The 16,894-nt window shown below is 72.9% G+C and carries 16 protein-coding genes and 1 tRNA gene; 12 read left to right on the top strand and 5 right to left on the bottom strand.

The features are described from left to right. Both AB4Z14_RS06195 and AB4Z14_RS06190 read right to left on the bottom strand, forming a co-directional pair. Positions 1–573 carry an FHA domain-containing protein FhaB/FipA gene (locus AB4Z14_RS06195; RefSeq protein WP_442274448.1) on the bottom strand — a complete coding sequence of 191 codons (573 nt, stop codon included), beginning with the start codon at positions 571–573 and terminating at the stop codon, positions 1–3. A 49-nt stretch (positions 574–622) separates the two neighbouring features. Then, positions 623–1,408 (bottom strand): FhaA domain-containing protein, encoded by a 786-nt coding sequence (locus AB4Z14_RS06190; protein WP_442274447.1) that lies wholly within the window; start codon positions 1,406–1,408, stop codon positions 623–625. A gap of 222 nt (positions 1,409–1,630) precedes the next feature. On the opposite strand from AB4Z14_RS06190, the gene AB4Z14_RS06185 reads away from it, so the two are divergent. After that, positions 1,631–3,226 (top strand): hypothetical protein, encoded by a 1,596-nt coding sequence (locus tag AB4Z14_RS06185; protein WP_442274446.1) that lies wholly within the window; start codon positions 1,631–1,633, stop codon positions 3,224–3,226. A gap of 31 nt (positions 3,227–3,257) precedes the next feature. After that, a complete protein-coding gene (locus AB4Z14_RS06180) occupies positions 3,258–4,082 on the top strand; it encodes an NAD-dependent epimerase/dehydratase family protein (RefSeq protein WP_442274445.1) in 825 nt (274 codons plus the stop codon). Between the two features lie 117 nt (positions 4,083–4,199). Here AB4Z14_RS06180 and AB4Z14_RS06175 read toward each other — a convergent pair whose 3' ends face one another. Continuing rightward, entirely contained in the window at positions 4,200–4,673 is a 474-nt protein-coding gene (locus AB4Z14_RS06175) for a MarR family winged helix-turn-helix transcriptional regulator (RefSeq protein WP_442274444.1), read from the bottom strand. 55 nt (positions 4,674–4,728) lie between these two features. On the opposite strand from AB4Z14_RS06175, the gene AB4Z14_RS06170 reads away from it, so the two are divergent. The 6 genes from AB4Z14_RS06170 (at position 4,729) to AB4Z14_RS06145 (ending at position 9,790) form a co-directional block, all read left to right on the top strand. Beyond that, complete coding sequence (locus tag AB4Z14_RS06170) at positions 4,729–6,420, top strand: DHA2 family efflux MFS transporter permease subunit (RefSeq protein WP_442274443.1); 1,692 nt, start codon at positions 4,729–4,731, stop codon at positions 6,418–6,420. Between the two features lie 63 nt (positions 6,421–6,483). Further along, a tRNA-Leu gene (locus tag AB4Z14_RS06165) sits at positions 6,484–6,566 on the top strand. 317 nt (positions 6,567–6,883) lie between these two features. Next, entirely contained in the window at positions 6,884–7,294 is a 411-nt protein-coding gene (locus AB4Z14_RS06160; protein ID WP_442274442.1) for a hypothetical protein, read from the top strand. A 332-nt stretch (positions 7,295–7,626) separates the two neighbouring features. Continuing rightward, a complete protein-coding gene (locus AB4Z14_RS06155; protein ID WP_442274441.1) occupies positions 7,627–8,628 on the top strand; it encodes a serine/threonine-protein kinase in 1,002 nt (333 codons plus the stop codon). Between the two features lie 84 nt (positions 8,629–8,712). Further along, a complete protein-coding gene (locus AB4Z14_RS06150) occupies positions 8,713–9,363 on the top strand; it encodes an LON peptidase substrate-binding domain-containing protein (RefSeq protein WP_442274440.1) in 651 nt (216 codons plus the stop codon). A gap of 52 nt (positions 9,364–9,415) precedes the next feature. After that, positions 9,416–9,790, top strand: coding sequence for a PH domain-containing protein (locus AB4Z14_RS06145; RefSeq protein ID WP_442274439.1), 375 nt, complete (start codon positions 9,416–9,418; stop codon positions 9,788–9,790). Positions 9,791–10,003: 213 nt separating this feature from the next. Here the strand turns inward: AB4Z14_RS06145 and AB4Z14_RS06140 are convergent, their stop codons facing one another. Next, entirely contained in the window at positions 10,004–10,711 is a 708-nt protein-coding gene (locus tag AB4Z14_RS06140) for a M50 family metallopeptidase (protein WP_442274438.1), read from the bottom strand. Between the two features lie 141 nt (positions 10,712–10,852). Between AB4Z14_RS06140 and AB4Z14_RS06135 the strand changes: the two genes are divergently transcribed. Beyond that, on the top strand, positions 10,853–11,698 hold the full coding sequence (locus AB4Z14_RS06135) for a matrixin family metalloprotease (protein ID WP_442274437.1): 846 nt from the start codon (positions 10,853–10,855) through the stop codon (positions 11,696–11,698). 57 nt (positions 11,699–11,755) lie between these two features. On the opposite strand, the gene AB4Z14_RS06130 is transcribed toward AB4Z14_RS06135, so the two are convergent. Then, complete coding sequence (locus AB4Z14_RS06130; protein ID WP_442274436.1) at positions 11,756–12,691, bottom strand: 2-dehydropantoate 2-reductase; 936 nt, start codon at positions 12,689–12,691, stop codon at positions 11,756–11,758. Between the two features lie 151 nt (positions 12,692–12,842). Here AB4Z14_RS06130 and AB4Z14_RS06125 point away from each other — a divergent pair, with 151 nt between their 5' ends. From AB4Z14_RS06125 to AB4Z14_RS06115, 3 genes are read left to right on the top strand one after another with little or no spacing between them, the layout of a single operon-like run. Continuing rightward, positions 12,843–15,437, top strand: a complete 2,595-nt coding sequence (locus AB4Z14_RS06125; protein ID WP_442274435.1) for a molybdopterin-dependent oxidoreductase — start codon at positions 12,843–12,845, stop codon at positions 15,435–15,437. After that, positions 15,434–16,372, top strand: a complete 939-nt coding sequence (locus AB4Z14_RS06120) for an FAD binding domain-containing protein (RefSeq protein ID WP_442274434.1) — start codon at positions 15,434–15,436, stop codon at positions 16,370–16,372. Before AB4Z14_RS06125 ends, AB4Z14_RS06120 begins: the two co-directional genes overlap by 4 nt. After that, on the top strand, positions 16,369–16,863 hold the full coding sequence (locus AB4Z14_RS06115) for a metallophosphoesterase family protein (RefSeq protein ID WP_442274433.1): 495 nt from the start codon (positions 16,369–16,371) through the stop codon (positions 16,861–16,863). Before AB4Z14_RS06120 ends, AB4Z14_RS06115 begins: the two co-directional genes overlap by 4 nt. Positions 16,864–16,894 lie beyond the last annotated feature (31 nt).

Below are 16,894 nucleotides of genomic sequence, written 5' to 3'. Positions count from 1 at the left end.
TCAGCCTCGCAGTTCGAGGACGGTCTTGCCGATCCGCAGGGTGGTGCCGATCTCGACGGGTCGCGCCCCGGTCAGCCGGTCGCGTCCGATGAAGGTGCCGTTCGTCGAGCCGAGGTCCTCGACGACCCAGCCGTCGCGGCCCGACGGGTCGGGATGGATGCGGCAGTGGCGGCCCGAGGCGTAGTCGTCGTCGAGGACGAGGGCGCACTCGGGGTTGCGCCCGATGAGGATGCCGCCGCTGCGCAGGGGCAGCGACGTGCCGGTCAGGGGGCCCTCGGTGACGACGAGCGTCGTCGGGTTGCCCTTGCCGCGGCGACCCTTGCGAGCGGGCGGCTCGGGGGCGACGGCTGCGGCACCCGCCGCGCCGGCACCGACGGCCGCCGGGGAAGGCGTACGCCTCGGGGCGGCCTTGCGGTCCTGCTTCGCTGCCTGCTTGAGCGCCTTGCGCTGCCCGCGGCGGCTCACCGCCGTGCCGTAGATGTCGGTGCGCAGCACGCCGACGACGCTGAAGATGAAGAGCCACAGCAGCGCGAGCAGACCCAGCCGCAGCAGGGTCAGGGTGAGTTCACTCATGCGTCACCAGATGTCATCAGCGGAGGGCCGTCCAAGGGGGTCATCGCGCTCACCGGCGTCCGGCGCGGAAGGTCGCGGACGTGCGGCCGATCGTCAGGCGGTCGCCGTCCTGGAGCCGCTGGCTCGAGACGCGCTCGCCGTTGACGAAGGTGCCGTTGGTGGAGTTCAGGTCGCGGATCGAGGTCACGAGGTGCGGGCCGTCGGTCGTCACGCGGATCTCGCTGTGGCGACGGGACACCCCGGGGTCGTCGATGACGATGTCGGCGGTCTCGTCGCGGCCGAGCGTCGTGAGGCTGCCGAGGAGGGGGTAGCGGTCCCCGCCGATGTCGAGCCACGGACGGGCGGACGGGTTGGAGCGGGGTGCCGGGCGGTGGACCGGGGCCTCGTCGATGGACGTGCCGTTGGTGGTCTGCGGCCGCGGTGCGGCGGGGGCCGGCTCGCGGGCCGAGAACTCGCGCCCGGCCTGCTTGGCGGTGGCAGGGCGCACGCGGAAGACACCGGTCTCGAGCCCCTCGCCCTCGACGAGCGCGACCTCGAGCGGGCCGCCGGGCTGGTAACCCTGCGAGTCGGCGTGCTCCTGCGCCGCGGCGACGAGGTCGTCGGACAGGTCGTCCTCGTAGTCGCCGAGCCGCTCGTAGTCGGTCTGGCTCAGCTCGATCGTGTAGAGGTTGGGCACCATGGCCCGGCCGTGGCCGAGCAGCGCCGCCCGGTCGTCCATGGCGCGGCGGATCGCCGAGGCGATCTCGACGGGCTGCACCTCGGACTTGAACGCCTTGGCGAAGGCACCGTGGACAGCCTTGGCGAGACCGTGCTCGACACGGTTGATGATTCCCACGCCGTCTCCTCCTCCTTGGTGAGCGCTCCTGTCGGGCGCTTCATCGTAACCGGGTCAGCACCCCGAGCCTCCAACCGACAGTCGGCGCGGGGTGCCGCGAAACGTCCGTTTCACCCCCGTGAGCCCCGGTCGGCGGGTTTGATGTGCGACGGAAGCATGGGACGATCACCCGGGGTCCCGCGGCGGGTTCCCGCACGTGGTTAGGCCAGCAAGGAGCGCTCGATGAGCAAGGACGAGACCGGAAACACCGAGAGCCAGGGCATCCCCGGCTTCTCGGCGAACAACTCCATCCCGGGTGGTTTCGCCCTTCCCATCCCGACGGCGTCCGCCGGCGCGGCCCAGCCCGACGAGGCGCCGGCCGACCCGTGGAGCTCGACGTGGGAGGACACCTCCTGGCAGTCCGGTGACACCGGTGCCATCCCGACCGTCGCCGCCGGTGACGCCGGATCGGCGTCCGACGACTGGACCGCCTCCTATGAGTACGGCGGCGAGAGCGCCGCCGGCGACGCCCGCGAGCTCAACGGCCACGCCCAGAACGGCTCGACCCAGGGCGCCTCGGACACGTCCGGCGCCTCCGGCGCGACGAACTCGTGGACCGACTGGCAGCCCTCCGACCCCGGTACCGCCGAGTGGCCGGCCGCGAGCAGCGACGAGCCCGAGGAGACGTACACCGGGTGGACCCCCGCCGGGGCGAGCCTCGCGGACTACGCGGCGGGCACCGTGCCCGGTCCCGCGGCCGCGGCGCCGACCGACCACTCCGCAGCGCAGCAGGCGTATGCCGCCCGGCCGGCCGTCGACCCCGACGTGGCCGCCGCGGCTGCCGAGCTCGGCCACGACGTCGAGTCCCCTGCGGAGCCGTCCTACGACCTGACCCCCGCGGCGCGCACCGGCAACTCCGACCGCCCGAGCGCCGAGGACCTCATCACGGCCCGGTCGAAGGGTGAGCGCCAGAAGGTCAAGGCCAACTCCGGCCTGCGCAAGGCGTTCGGCCTCGGCCCGAGCGTCAAGGAGATGCTCGAGCGCGACCGCATCGACCGGATCGCCCGCCCGCTCAACGGCCGCAAGACGATCATGGTCATCAACACCAAGGGCGGCGGCGGCAAGACCCTCGTCACGCTGATGCTCGCGAGCTACCTCGGCCGCTACCGCTCGGGCTCGGTGCTCGCGTGGGACAACAACGAGACCGAGGGCACCCTCGGCATGCGTGCGCCCTCGCAGAGCCACCACCGCACGGTCGTGGACCTGCTCGGTGCCCTGCCGACGATCGCCAACGACCCCAACGCCGGCACGTCCGAGCTCGAGCACTGGGTGCGCGAGCAGCGGGGCCTGAGCTTCGACGTGCTGGCCTCGGCCGACGACGACGAGGCGATGCGCATCATCGGTGAGTCGGAGTTCGAGAGCCTTCACACGCAGCTCTCGCGCTTCTACCGGATGATCGTCGTCGACACCGGCAACAACCGTCTGTCGCCGAACTGGCTCGCGGCCGCCGCCCGCGCCGACATGCTCGTCTTCGCGACCTCGCTCAAGGACGACACGTCGGTCGTCGCGGCGAAGAACCTCGACGCGCTCGTCGCGATGGGCCGGGGCGACCTCGTGCGCAACGCCGTCTGCGTCATCTCGCACACGTCGGCCAAGGGCAATGACGTCGGCGCCGGCGTCCACACCCGCGAGCACTTCGAGCAGTGGGTGCGCGCGGTCGTCGACATCCCCTACGACCCGATGCTCGCACCGGGCCTGCACCTCGACCCGCTGAAGATCAGCCCCAAGACGCACCAGTCGTGCATGGAGATGGCGGCCGTCGTCGTCGACGGCCTCTGACGCTGGTCGCCCGGTCGGGGAGGCTGCTGACGTGGCCCTCATCGCGCTGACCGGAGGCGCCGGGCGCATCGCGACCGCGCTGCGCCCGCGACTGCGCGCGGCCGGCCACCGGCTCGTCCTCTGCGACGGCCTCGGGGTCGTCGTCCGCGACGTCGACGCCGCGACGGAGCGAGCCGTGGAGTGCGACCTGCGTGACGTCGACGGCCACGCGGTTGCGTTCGCCGGTGCCGACCTCGTCGTGCACCTCGGCGCGCACTCCGACGAGCGGTCCTGGGCCGAGATCCTCGCCGTCAACATCGACGGCACGCACGCCGTGTGCGAGGCGGCGCAGCGAGCGGGGGTGACGAGGATGCTCCTCGCGAGCTCGGTGCACGCGGCCGGCTACGTGCCGGTGGACTCGCCGGGTGCCGCCGAGGGCATGCCGCTGCCGGCGCCCGACACGTACTACGGCGTCAGCAAGGCGGCGCTCGAGGCGCTCGGTGGGTTGTATGCCGGCCGCTTCGGGATGACGGTCGTCAGCGCCCGGATCATGACCTTCGACGACGCGCCGGGCGGCCCGCGCTCGCTCCAGTCGTGGCTCTCCCCCGACGACATGGCGCGGCTCGTGCTCGCGACGCTGACGACGTCGGCCGGTGGTCACCACGTCGTGTGGGGCGTCTCGCGCAACACGCGGCGCCGGGTCGACCTGGCGCCCGGACTCGCGATCGGCTTCGACCCGCAGGACGACGCGGAGGCGTATGCCGCGGGTGTCGAGCAGCGCGACCCGAGCCGCCCGCCCGGGGTGCTCGGCGGAGGGTTCGCCGACACGGCATACCTCCTCGGGGTGCCGCACGGCGGCGCGACCGACCGGTCCTGAGGACTGCTGCCGGACCGCCGCCCCCGAGTCGGCAATGGTGTGCGTCATGGTGTGCGTCGTGGTGCTGCCTCCGGTGCGGTGATCACCCCACCCACTGCAGCACCATCGGGCGTTCCATCAGCCGTCGTCGGTGGCGAAGCGGTGGTAGGCCTCGGTCGCGGCCTGCAGGTAGCGGTGGATGGCGTCTCGCTCCTCGGGCGTGAACTGCGCGGTCAGGGCGTCGAGCCCGTCGAGGAGCGTGCGCAGCTGGCCGCGCACCTCCGTGGCGGCGGAGGCGGTGGGCACGAGCCGCACCCGCCGCCGGTCGGCGGTGTCGCGCTCGCGCAGCAGGTGCCCGGCGGCCTCGAGCCGGTCGACGACGTCGGTCATGGCGGCTGGAGTGATGCCGAGCCGGGTGCTCAGCTCCCGTGGTCCGAGCCGTCCGTCGGAGGCGGCGACGTGGCTCATCGCCGACAGGTCGGTGGGGTGCATCCGCATCCGGCGGGCCAGGGCGCCGGACGCCTCGGCCTCGGCGGCCCCGAGGGCGCGCAGCGCCCAGGTCTCGGGCTCGTGGACCCGCCGTGGGGTGCTCTCCGGGGGTGGGATTGCCATGAACCGATCCTACTGCTTCCATATGTTTAGGAGATCTAAAGACCTTGGAGGAGACATGACGCAAGAGGTGACTGGGGCACGCGGTGGGGAGCGGCGCCGGTGGTTCGGCCTCGTCGCGATCAGCGTCGCCGTGGCGCTCATCATCGTCGACTCGACGATCGTCAACGTCGCCGTGCCCTACATCGTCGACGACCTGGGCCTCTCGTCGTCGCAGGTGCAGTGGGTGCAGGAGTCCTACACGCTCGTCTTCGCCGCGACCCTGCTCATCTGGGGCACGGTCGCCGACCGCATCGGGCGCCGGCGCATGCTCCTCATCGGCGTCGTCGTCTTCGTCGCGGCCTCGGTGCTCGCCGCCGTCGTCGGGTCGGGCGAGGCGCTCATCGGCGCCCGCATCATCCAGGGCTTCGGCGGCGCGATGATCCTGCCGACGACGCTCTCGCTCATCAACGCCGGCTTCACCGGTCGCGAGCGGGGCATCGCCTTCGCGGTGTGGGGCTCGACCATCGGTGGCATGGTCGCGGTCGGACCGCTCCTCGGCGGCTGGCTGACGACGTCGTTCTCGTGGCGCTGGGCGTTCGGGATCAACCTGCCCATCGGCCTGCTCATCGTCGTCGGCGTCCTGCTCTTCGTCGACGAGTCGCGCTCGGGGCGGCGCGAGCGCATCGACGTCGTCGGGGCCCTTCTGTCGGCGATCACCTTCGCGACGCTCGCCTTCGGGCTCATCGAGGGCCGCAGCTACGGCTGGTGGAGCCTGACGAAGCCCTTCGAGGTCGGGCCGTGGACGTGGACGAGCGGTCTGTCGCCCGTACCGGTCGCCTTCGCGGTGACCCTCGTGGCGGGGACGGTCTTCGTCGTGCGGACCCTGCGGCGCACGGCGGCCGGACAGCCGACGCTCTTCCGCTTCGATCTCTTCGGCATCCGCTCGTTCCGCAACGGCAACATCGCCGCGATGATCGTCAGCCTCGGCGAGTTCGGCATCGTCCTGTCGTTGCCGCTCTGGCTCCAGAACGTGCTCGGCTACACCGCCTTCCAGACGGGACTCGTCCTGCTGGCGCTCGCCATCGGGTCGTTCACCGCGAGCGGCCTCGTCACGGTGCTCAGTGCCCGGCTCACGGCGGCCGCGATCGTGCGGATCGGCATCGTCGCCGAGATCGTGGGCATCGCCGGGCTCGGTCTCGCCATCAGCCCCTCGACATCGTGGACGGCCGTGGCGCCGTGCCTCTTCGTCTACGGCTTCGGCGTGGGCCTCGCCACGGCGCAGCTGACCGGTGTCGTGCTCGTCGACGTCCCCGTCGACCGCAGTGGTGAGGGGTCCGGCCTGCAGTCGACGGCGCGCCAGGTCGGCTCGGCGCTCGGTATCGCGATCCTCGGCACGGTGCTCTTCACGACCGCTGGAGCGCGGCTGGACTCAGGCCTCGCCGAGCTCGGGGTGCCCGAGGCGGGGCGCACGGCCGTCGTCAACGCGGTCGTCGAGAGCGCGGGCGGCGCCATTCCGGCCCTGGCCGCCGACCCGCGCACGGCGGCTGCCGCCCCGGTCGCGGAGCAGGCCTTCTCCGACGCGACGAGGTATGCCGCGTTCACCGCGGCCGGCTTCCTCGTCCTCGGCCTCCTGGCGACCCTCTCACTCGGTGACTCCGGCAGTGGCCGCCACCGCGACGGGTATGCCGGTGCGCGCGGACCCGCGGCCCCGCGGCGTGAGGCGGAGGCCGCAGACGTGCCCGACGCGGACGCCCCGGCGGTTCCGTAGGGCCCCCTCCCGGACCCGGTTTGGCGATAGGCGGCCTGATACAGCACACTGTCTGCTTGTCACGCGCGAGTGGCGGAATGGCAGACGCGCTGGCTTCAGGTGCCAGTGTCCGAAAGGGCGTGGGGGTTCAAATCCCCCCTCGCGCACGCGATGACGAAGGGCCCCAGTTCATGGAACTGGGGCCCTTTCGCGTGTCCGAGGCCCTTCGGCATCGCGTGCGCCGCCGGGATGTGGGAGGAGCCGGAGCGAAGCGGAGGCGACGGTTCCCCCCTCGCGCCCAGATCTGCCATAACACCAGACGAATTCGGTATCTGACCGCCACATCGCGCGTCTGTCCGCTACCCAGCTCGATCAGCTCCGGTCGCGGCCCGAAGGAATCCCCGAAGGCCCGGCGCCCCCGGGAGCGATCGCGGTCCATGGCGCGGCCGTGCGGGGTCGACTCTCCACGTGAAAGGAGCGCCACATGTCCAGTCAGTCCTCCACCAGCACTCGACTCGGTCGTCGCTCAGCCGCTGCGCTCGGCACCTCCGCTCTCGTCTGCCTGGCCGTCGCCGGGCCGGTCCTCGCTGTCGAGCGACCCGACCCGGTCTCCGGTTCGCAGCCCTCGTCCGCGTCGACGAGCTGCGGCTATGTCGGCGGCGGGTCCGTCGTGTCCTGCGCCGACAAGTCCTCTGCGTCCTCCGCTTCCGGCGCGGGATCGGCGAACTCCGCCGAGCAGGGCACCTCCGCCGTCGTCGCACCCGTGTCGCGCCGGATCGTCCTGCCCGCGCCCCAGCCGTCCGACCTGCCCGTGGTCGGTCTCGGCGTCGCCGCAGCGGTCGTCGTCGCGGGCGGCCTCCTCATCGCCTCGACGAACCGGCGCCGTCCCGCCTGACCCCGCGTGACCCTGTCTGGTCGCCTCGCCTGATCGCCTCGCGACCCGTCGTCCCATGGACCTTCCCAGGCCACGTCGACGACCGACCCGGCCCGGCGGCATACGCCATCGTGTGTCGCCGGGCCCCCGCGCACGCGCCCTAAAACGGGTGTTCGAGGCCCGGACCTCAGGGGTATGTAGGCGGGAGCCGTGCCCGGGGGCACGGTTCAGCAGAGACCCAAACCCGTAAATGCTCAATCATCCGCGGGTCCCGTACCATGACCGCTGACGAAGGCCCCTGAGATGTCATCTGACGTGCACCTTCAGTCCTTGGAGACCGAGGTGTGCCCGACATGAACCGCCTGCATGAAGGGTTCGTGCTCGGCGAGCGCTACCACCTAGAGAGCCGCATCGCCTCCGGCGGGATGGCCGACGTCTGGGCGGGCACCGACTCCGTGCTCCGGCGTGAGGTCGCGGTCAAGGTCATGCGTCCCGACGCCGACCACGAGCGGCTCTTCGCGCTCCGCTTCCGCGACGAGGCCGTGCACTCGGCCGCTCTGATGCACACGAACATCGCGACGGTCTTCGACTACGGCGAGGACCAGGGCCTCGCCTTCCTCGTCATGGAGCTCGTCTCCGGTGAGCCGCTCTCGGCCGTGCTCAACCAGCGCGGCCCCTTGGCACCCGCCGAGGTCCGCTCGATCATGGGTCAGGCCGCGCTCGCGCTCGGCGTCGCCCACGAGGCCCGTGTCGTGCACCGCGACATCAAGCCGGCCAACATCATGGTCCGCGAGGACGGCCTCGTGAAGCTCACCGACTTCGGCATCGCGCGCGCCCTCGACGCGTCCGGGCACACCCAGCACGGCGAGATGCTCGGCACGCCCAACTACATCAGCCCCGAGCAGGCCCTCGGCCACGCGGCCACGGGCGCGAGCGACCTCTACGCCCTCGGCGTCGTCGGCCACGAGATGCTCGTGGGCAAGCGCCCCTTCGACCGCGGCACCCCCATCGCCACGGCCCTGAGCCACGTCAACGAGCCGCCCCCGCCGCTGCCCGACGACGTCCCCGAGGACCTGCGCGACCTCATCGCCGAGTGTCTCGAGAAAGACCCCGAGAAGCGTCCGGCCAACGCCGCCGCCGTCGCGGTCCGCCTCGGCCTCGGCGACCAGGAGCTGCGCGGTCTGGCCCTCGGTCTCGCGACGGCCATCAACGGTTCGCCCGCCGAGATGCTCGACGAGGTCGAGGAGCTCCACGGCGAGGTCCGCGACCCGGGACAGCGCACCGGCTCGGGCCCGGCCGTGACCGCCGACCAGCTCGGCGCCACCCAGGCCATGCCGTCAGGGATCCGCGACTGAGCGTCGGGGCCGAGCGCCCCGTCGGGCACCCAGGGCTCGACAGCCCACCTGCCACGGTCGCTGTTCCGACCTACTCTGGCTTCCATGGCGACCCTGCCGCTCTTCCCGCTCGGCACCGTGCTCATGCCCGGTGCGCGGTTGCCGCTGCAGATCTTCGAACCGCGCTACGTCCAGCTGCTCAAGGACCTGCTCGACGGCCAGGACGAGCGTCTCCCCGTCTTCGGGGTCATCGCGATCCGCGAGGGCTTCGAGGTCGGTGACGACGGTGTGCGCGCCCTGCACCCCGTCGGCTGCGGCGCCCTGCTCGTCCAGGCGGCAGCTCTCGAGGGGGAGCGCTTCCTCGCCGTCTCGGAGGGCACGGACCGCTTCCGCCTCGACGCGATCGACGAGTCCGCCGGCACCCCGTACACCACCGCCCGCGTCACGTGGCTGCCCGAGCCCGACGGCGACGTCCCGGCCATCACCGTCCTCGCGGCGCGGCTGCGCGCCGAGCTCACCGCCTTCGCTGCGGCCACCGGAGCAGAGCCGGAGCTCCCCACCGAGGACCGGTCCTTGGCGTATGCCGTCCCGGACACCGTGAGCCTCGACGTGGCCGACCGCCAGCGCCTCCTTGCGAGCAGCGACACGGAGTCCCGCCTGCGCCTCGGCATTCGGCTCGTCCGGCGCGAGCGGGAGTTCGCGTCCGCGCTGGGCGCGGTGGGCCGGGCGCCGATCCCGCCCTTCAGTCTGAACTGAGGCTTCGCCGCTAGGATCACGGCTCCGTCCGCGACGAGTGCAGGGGATCCGCATGATCGACTTCCAGAACGCCAGCTACGTCAAGCTCGGTCGTATCGACTATGCCGAGGTGGCGGGACAGATCGACCCCCTCCTCATCGAGGGTGAGCAGGGCTACCTCGCTTTCAAAGGGATGCGCGACTACATCGTCTTCACGAGCAAGCGGATCATCGCTGTCAACGTCCAGGGGATCACCGGTAAGAAGAAGGACTTCACGTCGCTTCCCTACGTCAAGGTGCAGGCGTTCTCGCTCGAGACCGCCGGGACCTTCGACCTCGACGCTGAGCTCGAGCTGTGGTTCTCCGGGCTCGGCAAGGTGAAGTTCGAGTTCAAGGGCAACACCGACGTGACCTACATCAACAAGCTCATCGCCCACCACGTGCTCTAGGAAGACGCAGGAGTACGGAGCCTCCGGCGGGGTCAGCCCGACGACATACTTGGGTCCCCCTGTATATGCCGCCGGGCCGCTGCCGCGGTCATCCGTGCACCGGATGCGGCCGTCCCCCGAGGTGGTTCGGGTGGCTCCCCCTGGCCCCACCCGAGCACCGCTTACCCATTTCACGGCGCGTCGATCATCGGCGCCGCCGTGGTCGTCCACCGCTCAGCGCAGGGTGGCGACGACCTCGGCGGTGACGACCCACGTCGCAAGAGCGCACATGACGACGAACGAGAGGTTCCAGACGGAACGGGGCAGGTGGGTCAGTGAGGCGAGGACCCCGGGGTCGCTGCCGCTGCTCCGGTCCTGGAGCACGGCCATGAGGTGGCGCCAGGCGCCGATGACGAGGACGACGCCGAGTCCGACGAGGACCTGGGTCTGTAGCGCGTCGTCGCGCCACCACCACAGCGCCGCCGAGCCGGCGATGGCGACGGCCATGACGACGACGGTGAGCGCCGAGCGGACCCGGACGAGCGCGAAGAGCAGGACGGCCAAGCCGGCCGTGATGACCGGGGCCGCCCAGCCGCGCTCGGCCGCCCACACCATCGCGGCGCCGAGCAGCGCCGGCATCGGGTAGCCGGCCCACGTCGACGCGACGCGACCGGCGCCGCGCACGGGGCCCCGGGTCACGGCGTGGCCGGACATGTCGCCCCGGAGGACGAAGCCGGTGAACTGGCGGCCGACGAGCACCCCGACGACGGCGTGACCGAGCTCGTGCACGAGGGTGACGGCGAGGCGGACGACCCGCCAGAGGGGCTCGACGGCGACGAGCACGAGCGCGACGCCGAGGACGACGAGCAGGCGAGGCGCCGCCAGGGCGACGTCGCCGGTCGCCGGGACGACCCGCTCGCGCACTGCCTCGAACCACTCCACGGACGCAGAACCTAGCCGACGCCCTCGTGGGCGCCCGAGGCAGCGTCCCGTTGGGTACGGGATGAGGAGTCGCGCGTGAGGCGCCGGCTCTCGAACGCTCTCGGGGCGACAGGACGGACGGTTCACGGCACCATGCAAGACATGCGTCAGGGGTCCTTCGTCCGCGCACCCGGTCGGCACCGAGCCACCGGCGCGAGCGCGTCCCGCGGCCGTCGGCCCGTGTGGCTCGGCGCCGTGGTCCTCACCGTCCTGGCCGTCGTGGTCCCGCTGTGGCTGTGGCAGGCCCGACCGTTCGACTCGCGGCACGGCTTCGGCGTCGACTCGCCGCCCGCGGGCATCGGCGCCGCCCAGGCCCCGCTCGGCGCCCCGCCGACGATGCCCGGCGGCACGGGCGGCTACACGTTCATGCGGATGCAGGCCAACGGCACGGACCCGGTGGCCTACGACCCCTGCCGGTCGATCCACTTCACGACGAGCACCGTCGGCCTGCCGCCCGGGGGCGACGCCCTCGTGCGCGAGGCCGTGGCGACGATGTCGGAGGCGAGCGGGCTGCGCTTCGTCGACGACGGCCTGACCGACGAGGCGCCGGCGCCCGAGCGCGACCCGTACCAGCCGGACCGCTACGGCGACCGCTGGGCGCCCGTCTACATCGCGTTCGCGACGCCCGACCAGATCCCGCGGCTCGCGGGCGGCACCGTCGGGCTCGGCGGGAGCACGCCGCGCGCGGCCGGGGACGGAGCCCTCGTCTACGTCACCGGCTCCGTCTGGCTCGATGCCAAGGCCATGGACGACCTGCTCGCGGCGGGTCGCCGGGACTCCGCGCGGGCCGTCGTCGAGCACGAGATCGGTCACGTCCTCGGGCTCAACCACGTCTCCGACGGGTCACAGCTGATGTCGCTCACGGGCGGCACCGGTGCCGGACCGGCCGACGGGGACCGGCGCGGGCTCGCGATCCTCGGCCGCGGGGTGTGTCGCCCCGACCTCTGACTGTCACGCGGGTGCCCACGCCGACGGAGGGCGTACGCCATCGGCCCGGTCGCGTGGTCAGCCGAGCAGCGCTCCCGGGTGGCGTGACGTGAGCACCTCGAGGAGCAGCCGGTGCAGCGGGACGTCGACATCCGACTCCCCGGCGAGGCGCACGACGGCGCCCGTCCACGCGTCGAGCTCCGACGGCCTGCCCTCGAGCAGGTCGCGCTGGAGCGAGGTCGTCGCGTCGGCGGGCTGGTCGTCGACGAACGCCATCGTGCCCGCAACGACACGCTCGGGCAGGCGTATGCCGCGGGCCCGGGCCAGCGTCTCCACCTCCCGCATCGCGTCCTGCAGGAGCGCGCGACGGGGCGGCTGCGAGCGGAGCTCGCCGATGGTCGCGTCGAGGGCGGCACCGAGGCCACCGAAGGGCACGACGAAGAGCATCTTCGACCACAGCTCGGCCCAGATGTCGTCGGGCACGGGCGAGACGGCGCCGGACGCCGCGACGGCCTCGCGCAGCCGCGTGACCCGGTCGGAGGTGACGCCGGGAGCGGCCGACCACTCGTCGAAGGCCAGCGAGGCCGGACCGCCGGCGTGCGTGATGCGGCCGGGGCCGTCGATGAACGCGAAGATCTTGGCGATGCCGGGCAGCACGGCGGCGCGTCCGACGACGCGGGCGACCTGGTCGGGCGCCTCGACGCCGTTCTGGGTCGTGACGACGGCGGTGTCGGGGCCTACGAGGGAGGGCAGCGACGCGAGGACCGCTGGGAGCTGCCACGTCTTGACGGCGAGCAGGACCACATCGACCACCCCGATCGAGGCCACGTCGTCGGTGACCTGTGCCGGCTCGACGGTGACGTCGCCGGCGACGCTCGTCACGACGAGGCCGTGGTCGCGGATGGCCTCGAGATGGGCACCGCGCGCGACGAACGTGACGTCGTGCCCGGACGCCGCGAGCCGCCCGCCGAAGTAGCCGCCGATCCCGCCCGTGCCCAGCACCGCGATGCGCATGACCGCACCCTCCTCGTCGCCCGGATCGGCTCGTCGGGGCCGTGCATCGGCCCCGAGCACGAGCCCTCGACACCATCATCGCGCCCGGGCCGGTCCCGGAGGTAGCGTCGTGGCGCACCGTCTCGTCGAGACGCAGCCGCAGGAGGCCCTCATGGAGCTCACCACCACGGTCAACGACGAGGCGCGGGTGCTCGACGTCGACGGCACGGAGTCGGCCGTGGACGTCGTGCGCGACGGCCTCGGGCTGACCGGCACGAAGCTCGTCTGCGGGAGCGGGGTGTGTGGTGCGTGCACGATGCTCGTCGACGGCGAACCGGTGCTCGGCTGCCTCACCCCGGCCACCCGGCTGCGCGACGCGAGCGTCACGACCGTCGAGGGCCTCGCCGACGGCGACGACCTCCACCCCGTGCAACGCGCCTTCGCCCACCACGACGGGCTCCAGTGCGGCTACTGCACACCGGGGTTCGTCGTCGACGCCGTCGCCTTCCACGACCGGTGGCGGGCCGAGCACGGGGCCGGCGAGCCGGGCGGCCCGAGCCGCGAGGTCATCGCCGAGGCGCTCGCCGGACACCTGTGCCGGTGCGGCTCCTACGAGGGCATCTACCGCGCCGTCGCGGCCGCGTGCCGCGGCGAGCACGACGGCGGGGGTGACGTGGAGCGCGTCGACGCCCCGGCGAAGGTCACCGGCGCGGCGGTCTACACGACCGACGTCGTCCTGCCCGGCATGCTGCACGCCGTGATCCGTCGCTCCGACGTGGCGGCCGGGACCGTCGGCCCGATCCGCTTCCCCGACGGCGTCGTCGGCCTCGACGTCCTCGGCGACGACCGACGCGTGCGCTGGGCCGGGCAGCCGATCGCCGTCGTCGCGGCGGAGTCCCTCGCCGAGGCGCGCCGGGTCGCGCGCGAGCTCGTCGTGCCCCTGACGGCCCACGACTTCGTGCTCGACCCCGAGGTGGCCGTGCGCCCGGGTGCCCCGCTCGTCTACCCGACCCGGGGCGAGCGCAAGGCCGCCCCGTCCGCCGGTGAGGGCGGGTCGATGCCGGCACCCTGGGACGGCAACCGCCACGGACCCTCGCGCAGCCCCTTCCTCGGCACCCTCGCCAAACGCCGCGTCGGCGCCGCGCGCGCCGCCCGGAGACGCGGCCTCGTCGAGCTGGAGTTCCGCACCGCCGCCCAGCTGCACACGGCGTTCGAGCCGCACGCCTGCGTCGCCGACTGGACCGACCCACAGCATCTGCGGGTCTGGCTCAGCACCCAGGGCGTCGACCTCATGCGGCACGCCATCGCCGACCGCTTCGACCTCGACCCTGCGCAGGTGGAGGTCGTCGCCGAGCACGTCGGCGGTGGGTTCGGGGCCAAGCTCTCGCTCACGACGGAGGCCACGAGCGCGATCGCCCTGAGCCGCCTCGCGCGCCGACCGGTACGGCTCGTGCTCGACCGGCACGAGGAGCTGACCGGCACCGGCAACCGCCCGGGGAGCCGGTCGCGCGTCTCGATGCTCGTCGACGACGACACCCAGGCCGTCAAGGCGCTCGTCGTCGACACCGACAGCCACGCGGGGGTCGCGATCGGCAACAGCGTGGCCGCCCTCTCGATGCTCCTCTACGAGCGCACTCCGCGCTTGGCCCGCGACGTCGACGTCGTGACGAACGCGCCTCCCGGAGCGCCGTTCCGGGGACCCGGCGGTCCGACGAGCGCCTGGTCGCTCGAGCAGACCGTCGACGAGGTCGCGCACCGCTTCGGCCGCGACCCGATCGGGCTGCGCGCCCAGTGGGACGGCAACCAGAAGCGTCAGGCGCTCTACCGCTGGGCCAGTGCGCTCCCGACGTGGGAGCGGCGACCCGCCACGGGCAGCCAGTCCGGGCGTTTCCGGCGCGGCGTCGGCGTGGCTGCCGGCAACTGGATCTACCTCGTCGACCCCGACTGCGAGGTCGTCGTGTCGGTCCAGGCCGGTCACCTGGTCGCGTCGACGGCGGCGCAGGACATGGGGACCGGGAGCCGCACGGTCGTCGCCCGGGCGGTGGCCGGTGTCTTCGACGTCGACCCGTCCCACGTCGAGGTCCGGCTCGGCCGGTCCCACGGCGGCACGTCCCACGGCCCGGCGTCCGGGGGCAGCCGCACGACGGTGTCCCTGTGGTCCACTGCCGTCGAGGCGGCCACCAGCCTCCGGGACCGGGTCGGCACCGACCTCGGCCGTGCCCCCGACGGCGCGTCGGCGACGGCGAAGCGCGGGGGCGACCGAGGCCTGCGAGCCGTCCCGATGACGATGAACGGCATCCAGATCGGCCGCGGCTTCTCGGCGGCCCTGCACGTCACCGAGGTCGAGGTCGACACCCGCAGCGGGAAGACCCGCGTGCTCCGGGTGCACGGCGGCATCGCCGTCGGCCGCATCCACGCACCCGTCCTGGCCCGGAGCCAGTGCGAGGGATCGATCATCCAGGGCATCGGGCTCGCGCTCTACGAGAACCAGGTCCTCGACCCGCACACCGGCCTCACCCTGACCGCCAACCTCGAGGACTACCGGATCCCCCAGCTCGGCGACACCCCGGAGATCGACATCCACTTCCACGAGGAGGGCTGGGACCGCGTGCCCGGCGGTGGGGTCGGCCTCGGCGAGGTCGCCACCGTCAGTCCCGCCGCGTCCGTGGGGAACGCGATCTTCAACGCGACGGGCTGGCGACCGTTGACGCTCCCGGTGCGGCCCGACCGGCTGCTCGAGGGACTCCGTACGGAGGTCACGCGATGAGCTTCACGATCCTCACGGCATACGACGAGCGGCCCGACGGCACAGGCGATCTCGTCTACCGCGCCGGTGGCACCGACCTCCAGGAGCGGCTGCGCACGACGGGCGCCACGCCGCACGTCCTCGACCTGACGGGGGTGCCCGGCTTCGCTGCGGTCGAGCGCTCCGACGTCGGCACGACCCTCGGCGCAGGCGTCACCGTGGCCACGGTGGCCCGCGACCTCGCCGCCGACTACCCGGCGCTCGCGCTGACGGCGGCGGGCCTAGCCACGCCCCAGGTCCGTGCCACCGCGACGATCGGTGGCAACCTGCTCCAGCGCACGCGCTGCTGGTACTTCCGGCACCCGCACACGTCGTGCTTCAAGTCGGGCGGCGACGGCTGCCCCGCGCGCGACGGGCGCCACCTCTACGGCGTCGCCTTCGACACCGCCCCGTGCGTCCACCCGCACCCGTCGTCCCTCGCGATGGCCCTGCTGACGTATGCCGCCACCTTCGACACGACGCAGCGTGACGGTCTCGGGGTGGGCGACGTGCTCGGCGACGGGTCCGACCCCAGCCGTGACCACCTGCTCGCCGACGACGAGGTGCTGACCCGAGTCACGCTGCCGCCTCCTGCTCCGGGCGAGCAGGCCGCCTACTTCCGGTCGATCAGCCGGTTCGAGGCCGAGTGGCCGCTCGTCGAGGCGGTCGTCCGCGTCGTGCGCGACGACACCGGAACGGTCGCGTCGTGCGGTGTCGCGATCGGTGGCGTGGCGCCGGTTCCCTTGCGGCTCGGCGCCGTCGAGGAGCTGCTCACCGGCTCGACCCTCGACGACGACGTGCTCGCCGAGGCCGCGCACCTGGCCACCGAGGGCGCGAGCCCGCTCCCCGAGACGGGCTACAAGGTGCAGCTCGTCGAGGCCACGGTCCTCGAGGTGCTCGAGCGCGTGCGGTCGTGAGGGTCCTCGTCGTCAGCGACACGCACGCGCCGCGCCACTGGAAGGCCTGCCCGCCGGCGCTGCTCCCGCACCTCGGGTCGGCCGACGCCATCCTGCACGCCGGCGACGTCTGCACGCCCGACGTCCTCGACCTGCTGGCGTCGTTCGCGCCGGTGCACGTCGTCATGGGCAACAACGACGTCGCCGAGGTCGCCGACTGGGGTGCCCCTGAGACGCTGGAGGTCGAGCTGGAGGGGCTGCGGGTCGGGATGATCCACGACAGCGGGCAGCGCCAGGGGCGCACCGCCCGGATGCGCCGACGCTTCCCGACGGCCGACCTCGTCGTCTTCGGGCACTCGCACATCCCGCTCGACGAGACCGGCGACGGGGTCCGCATCCTCAACCCCGGGTCCCCGACCGACCGTCGGCGTCAGCCGGCCGGGACCTTCGCGTGGCTGGACGTGCGCGACGGAGCGCTCGTGGATGCCCGGATCGAGCAGCTGCCGCGCTGATCGCGCGACCGGCCCGACCGGTGCGCCCGCG

Source organism: Terrabacter sp. 2TAF16, assembly GCF_052115065.1.
In the GTDB taxonomy this organism is placed as follows: Bacteria; Actinomycetota; Actinomycetes; order Actinomycetales; family Dermatophilaceae; genus Terrabacter.
Note: the sequence above shows the minus strand (reverse complement) of the source record. Positions and strands in the feature narration are given on the sequence as shown.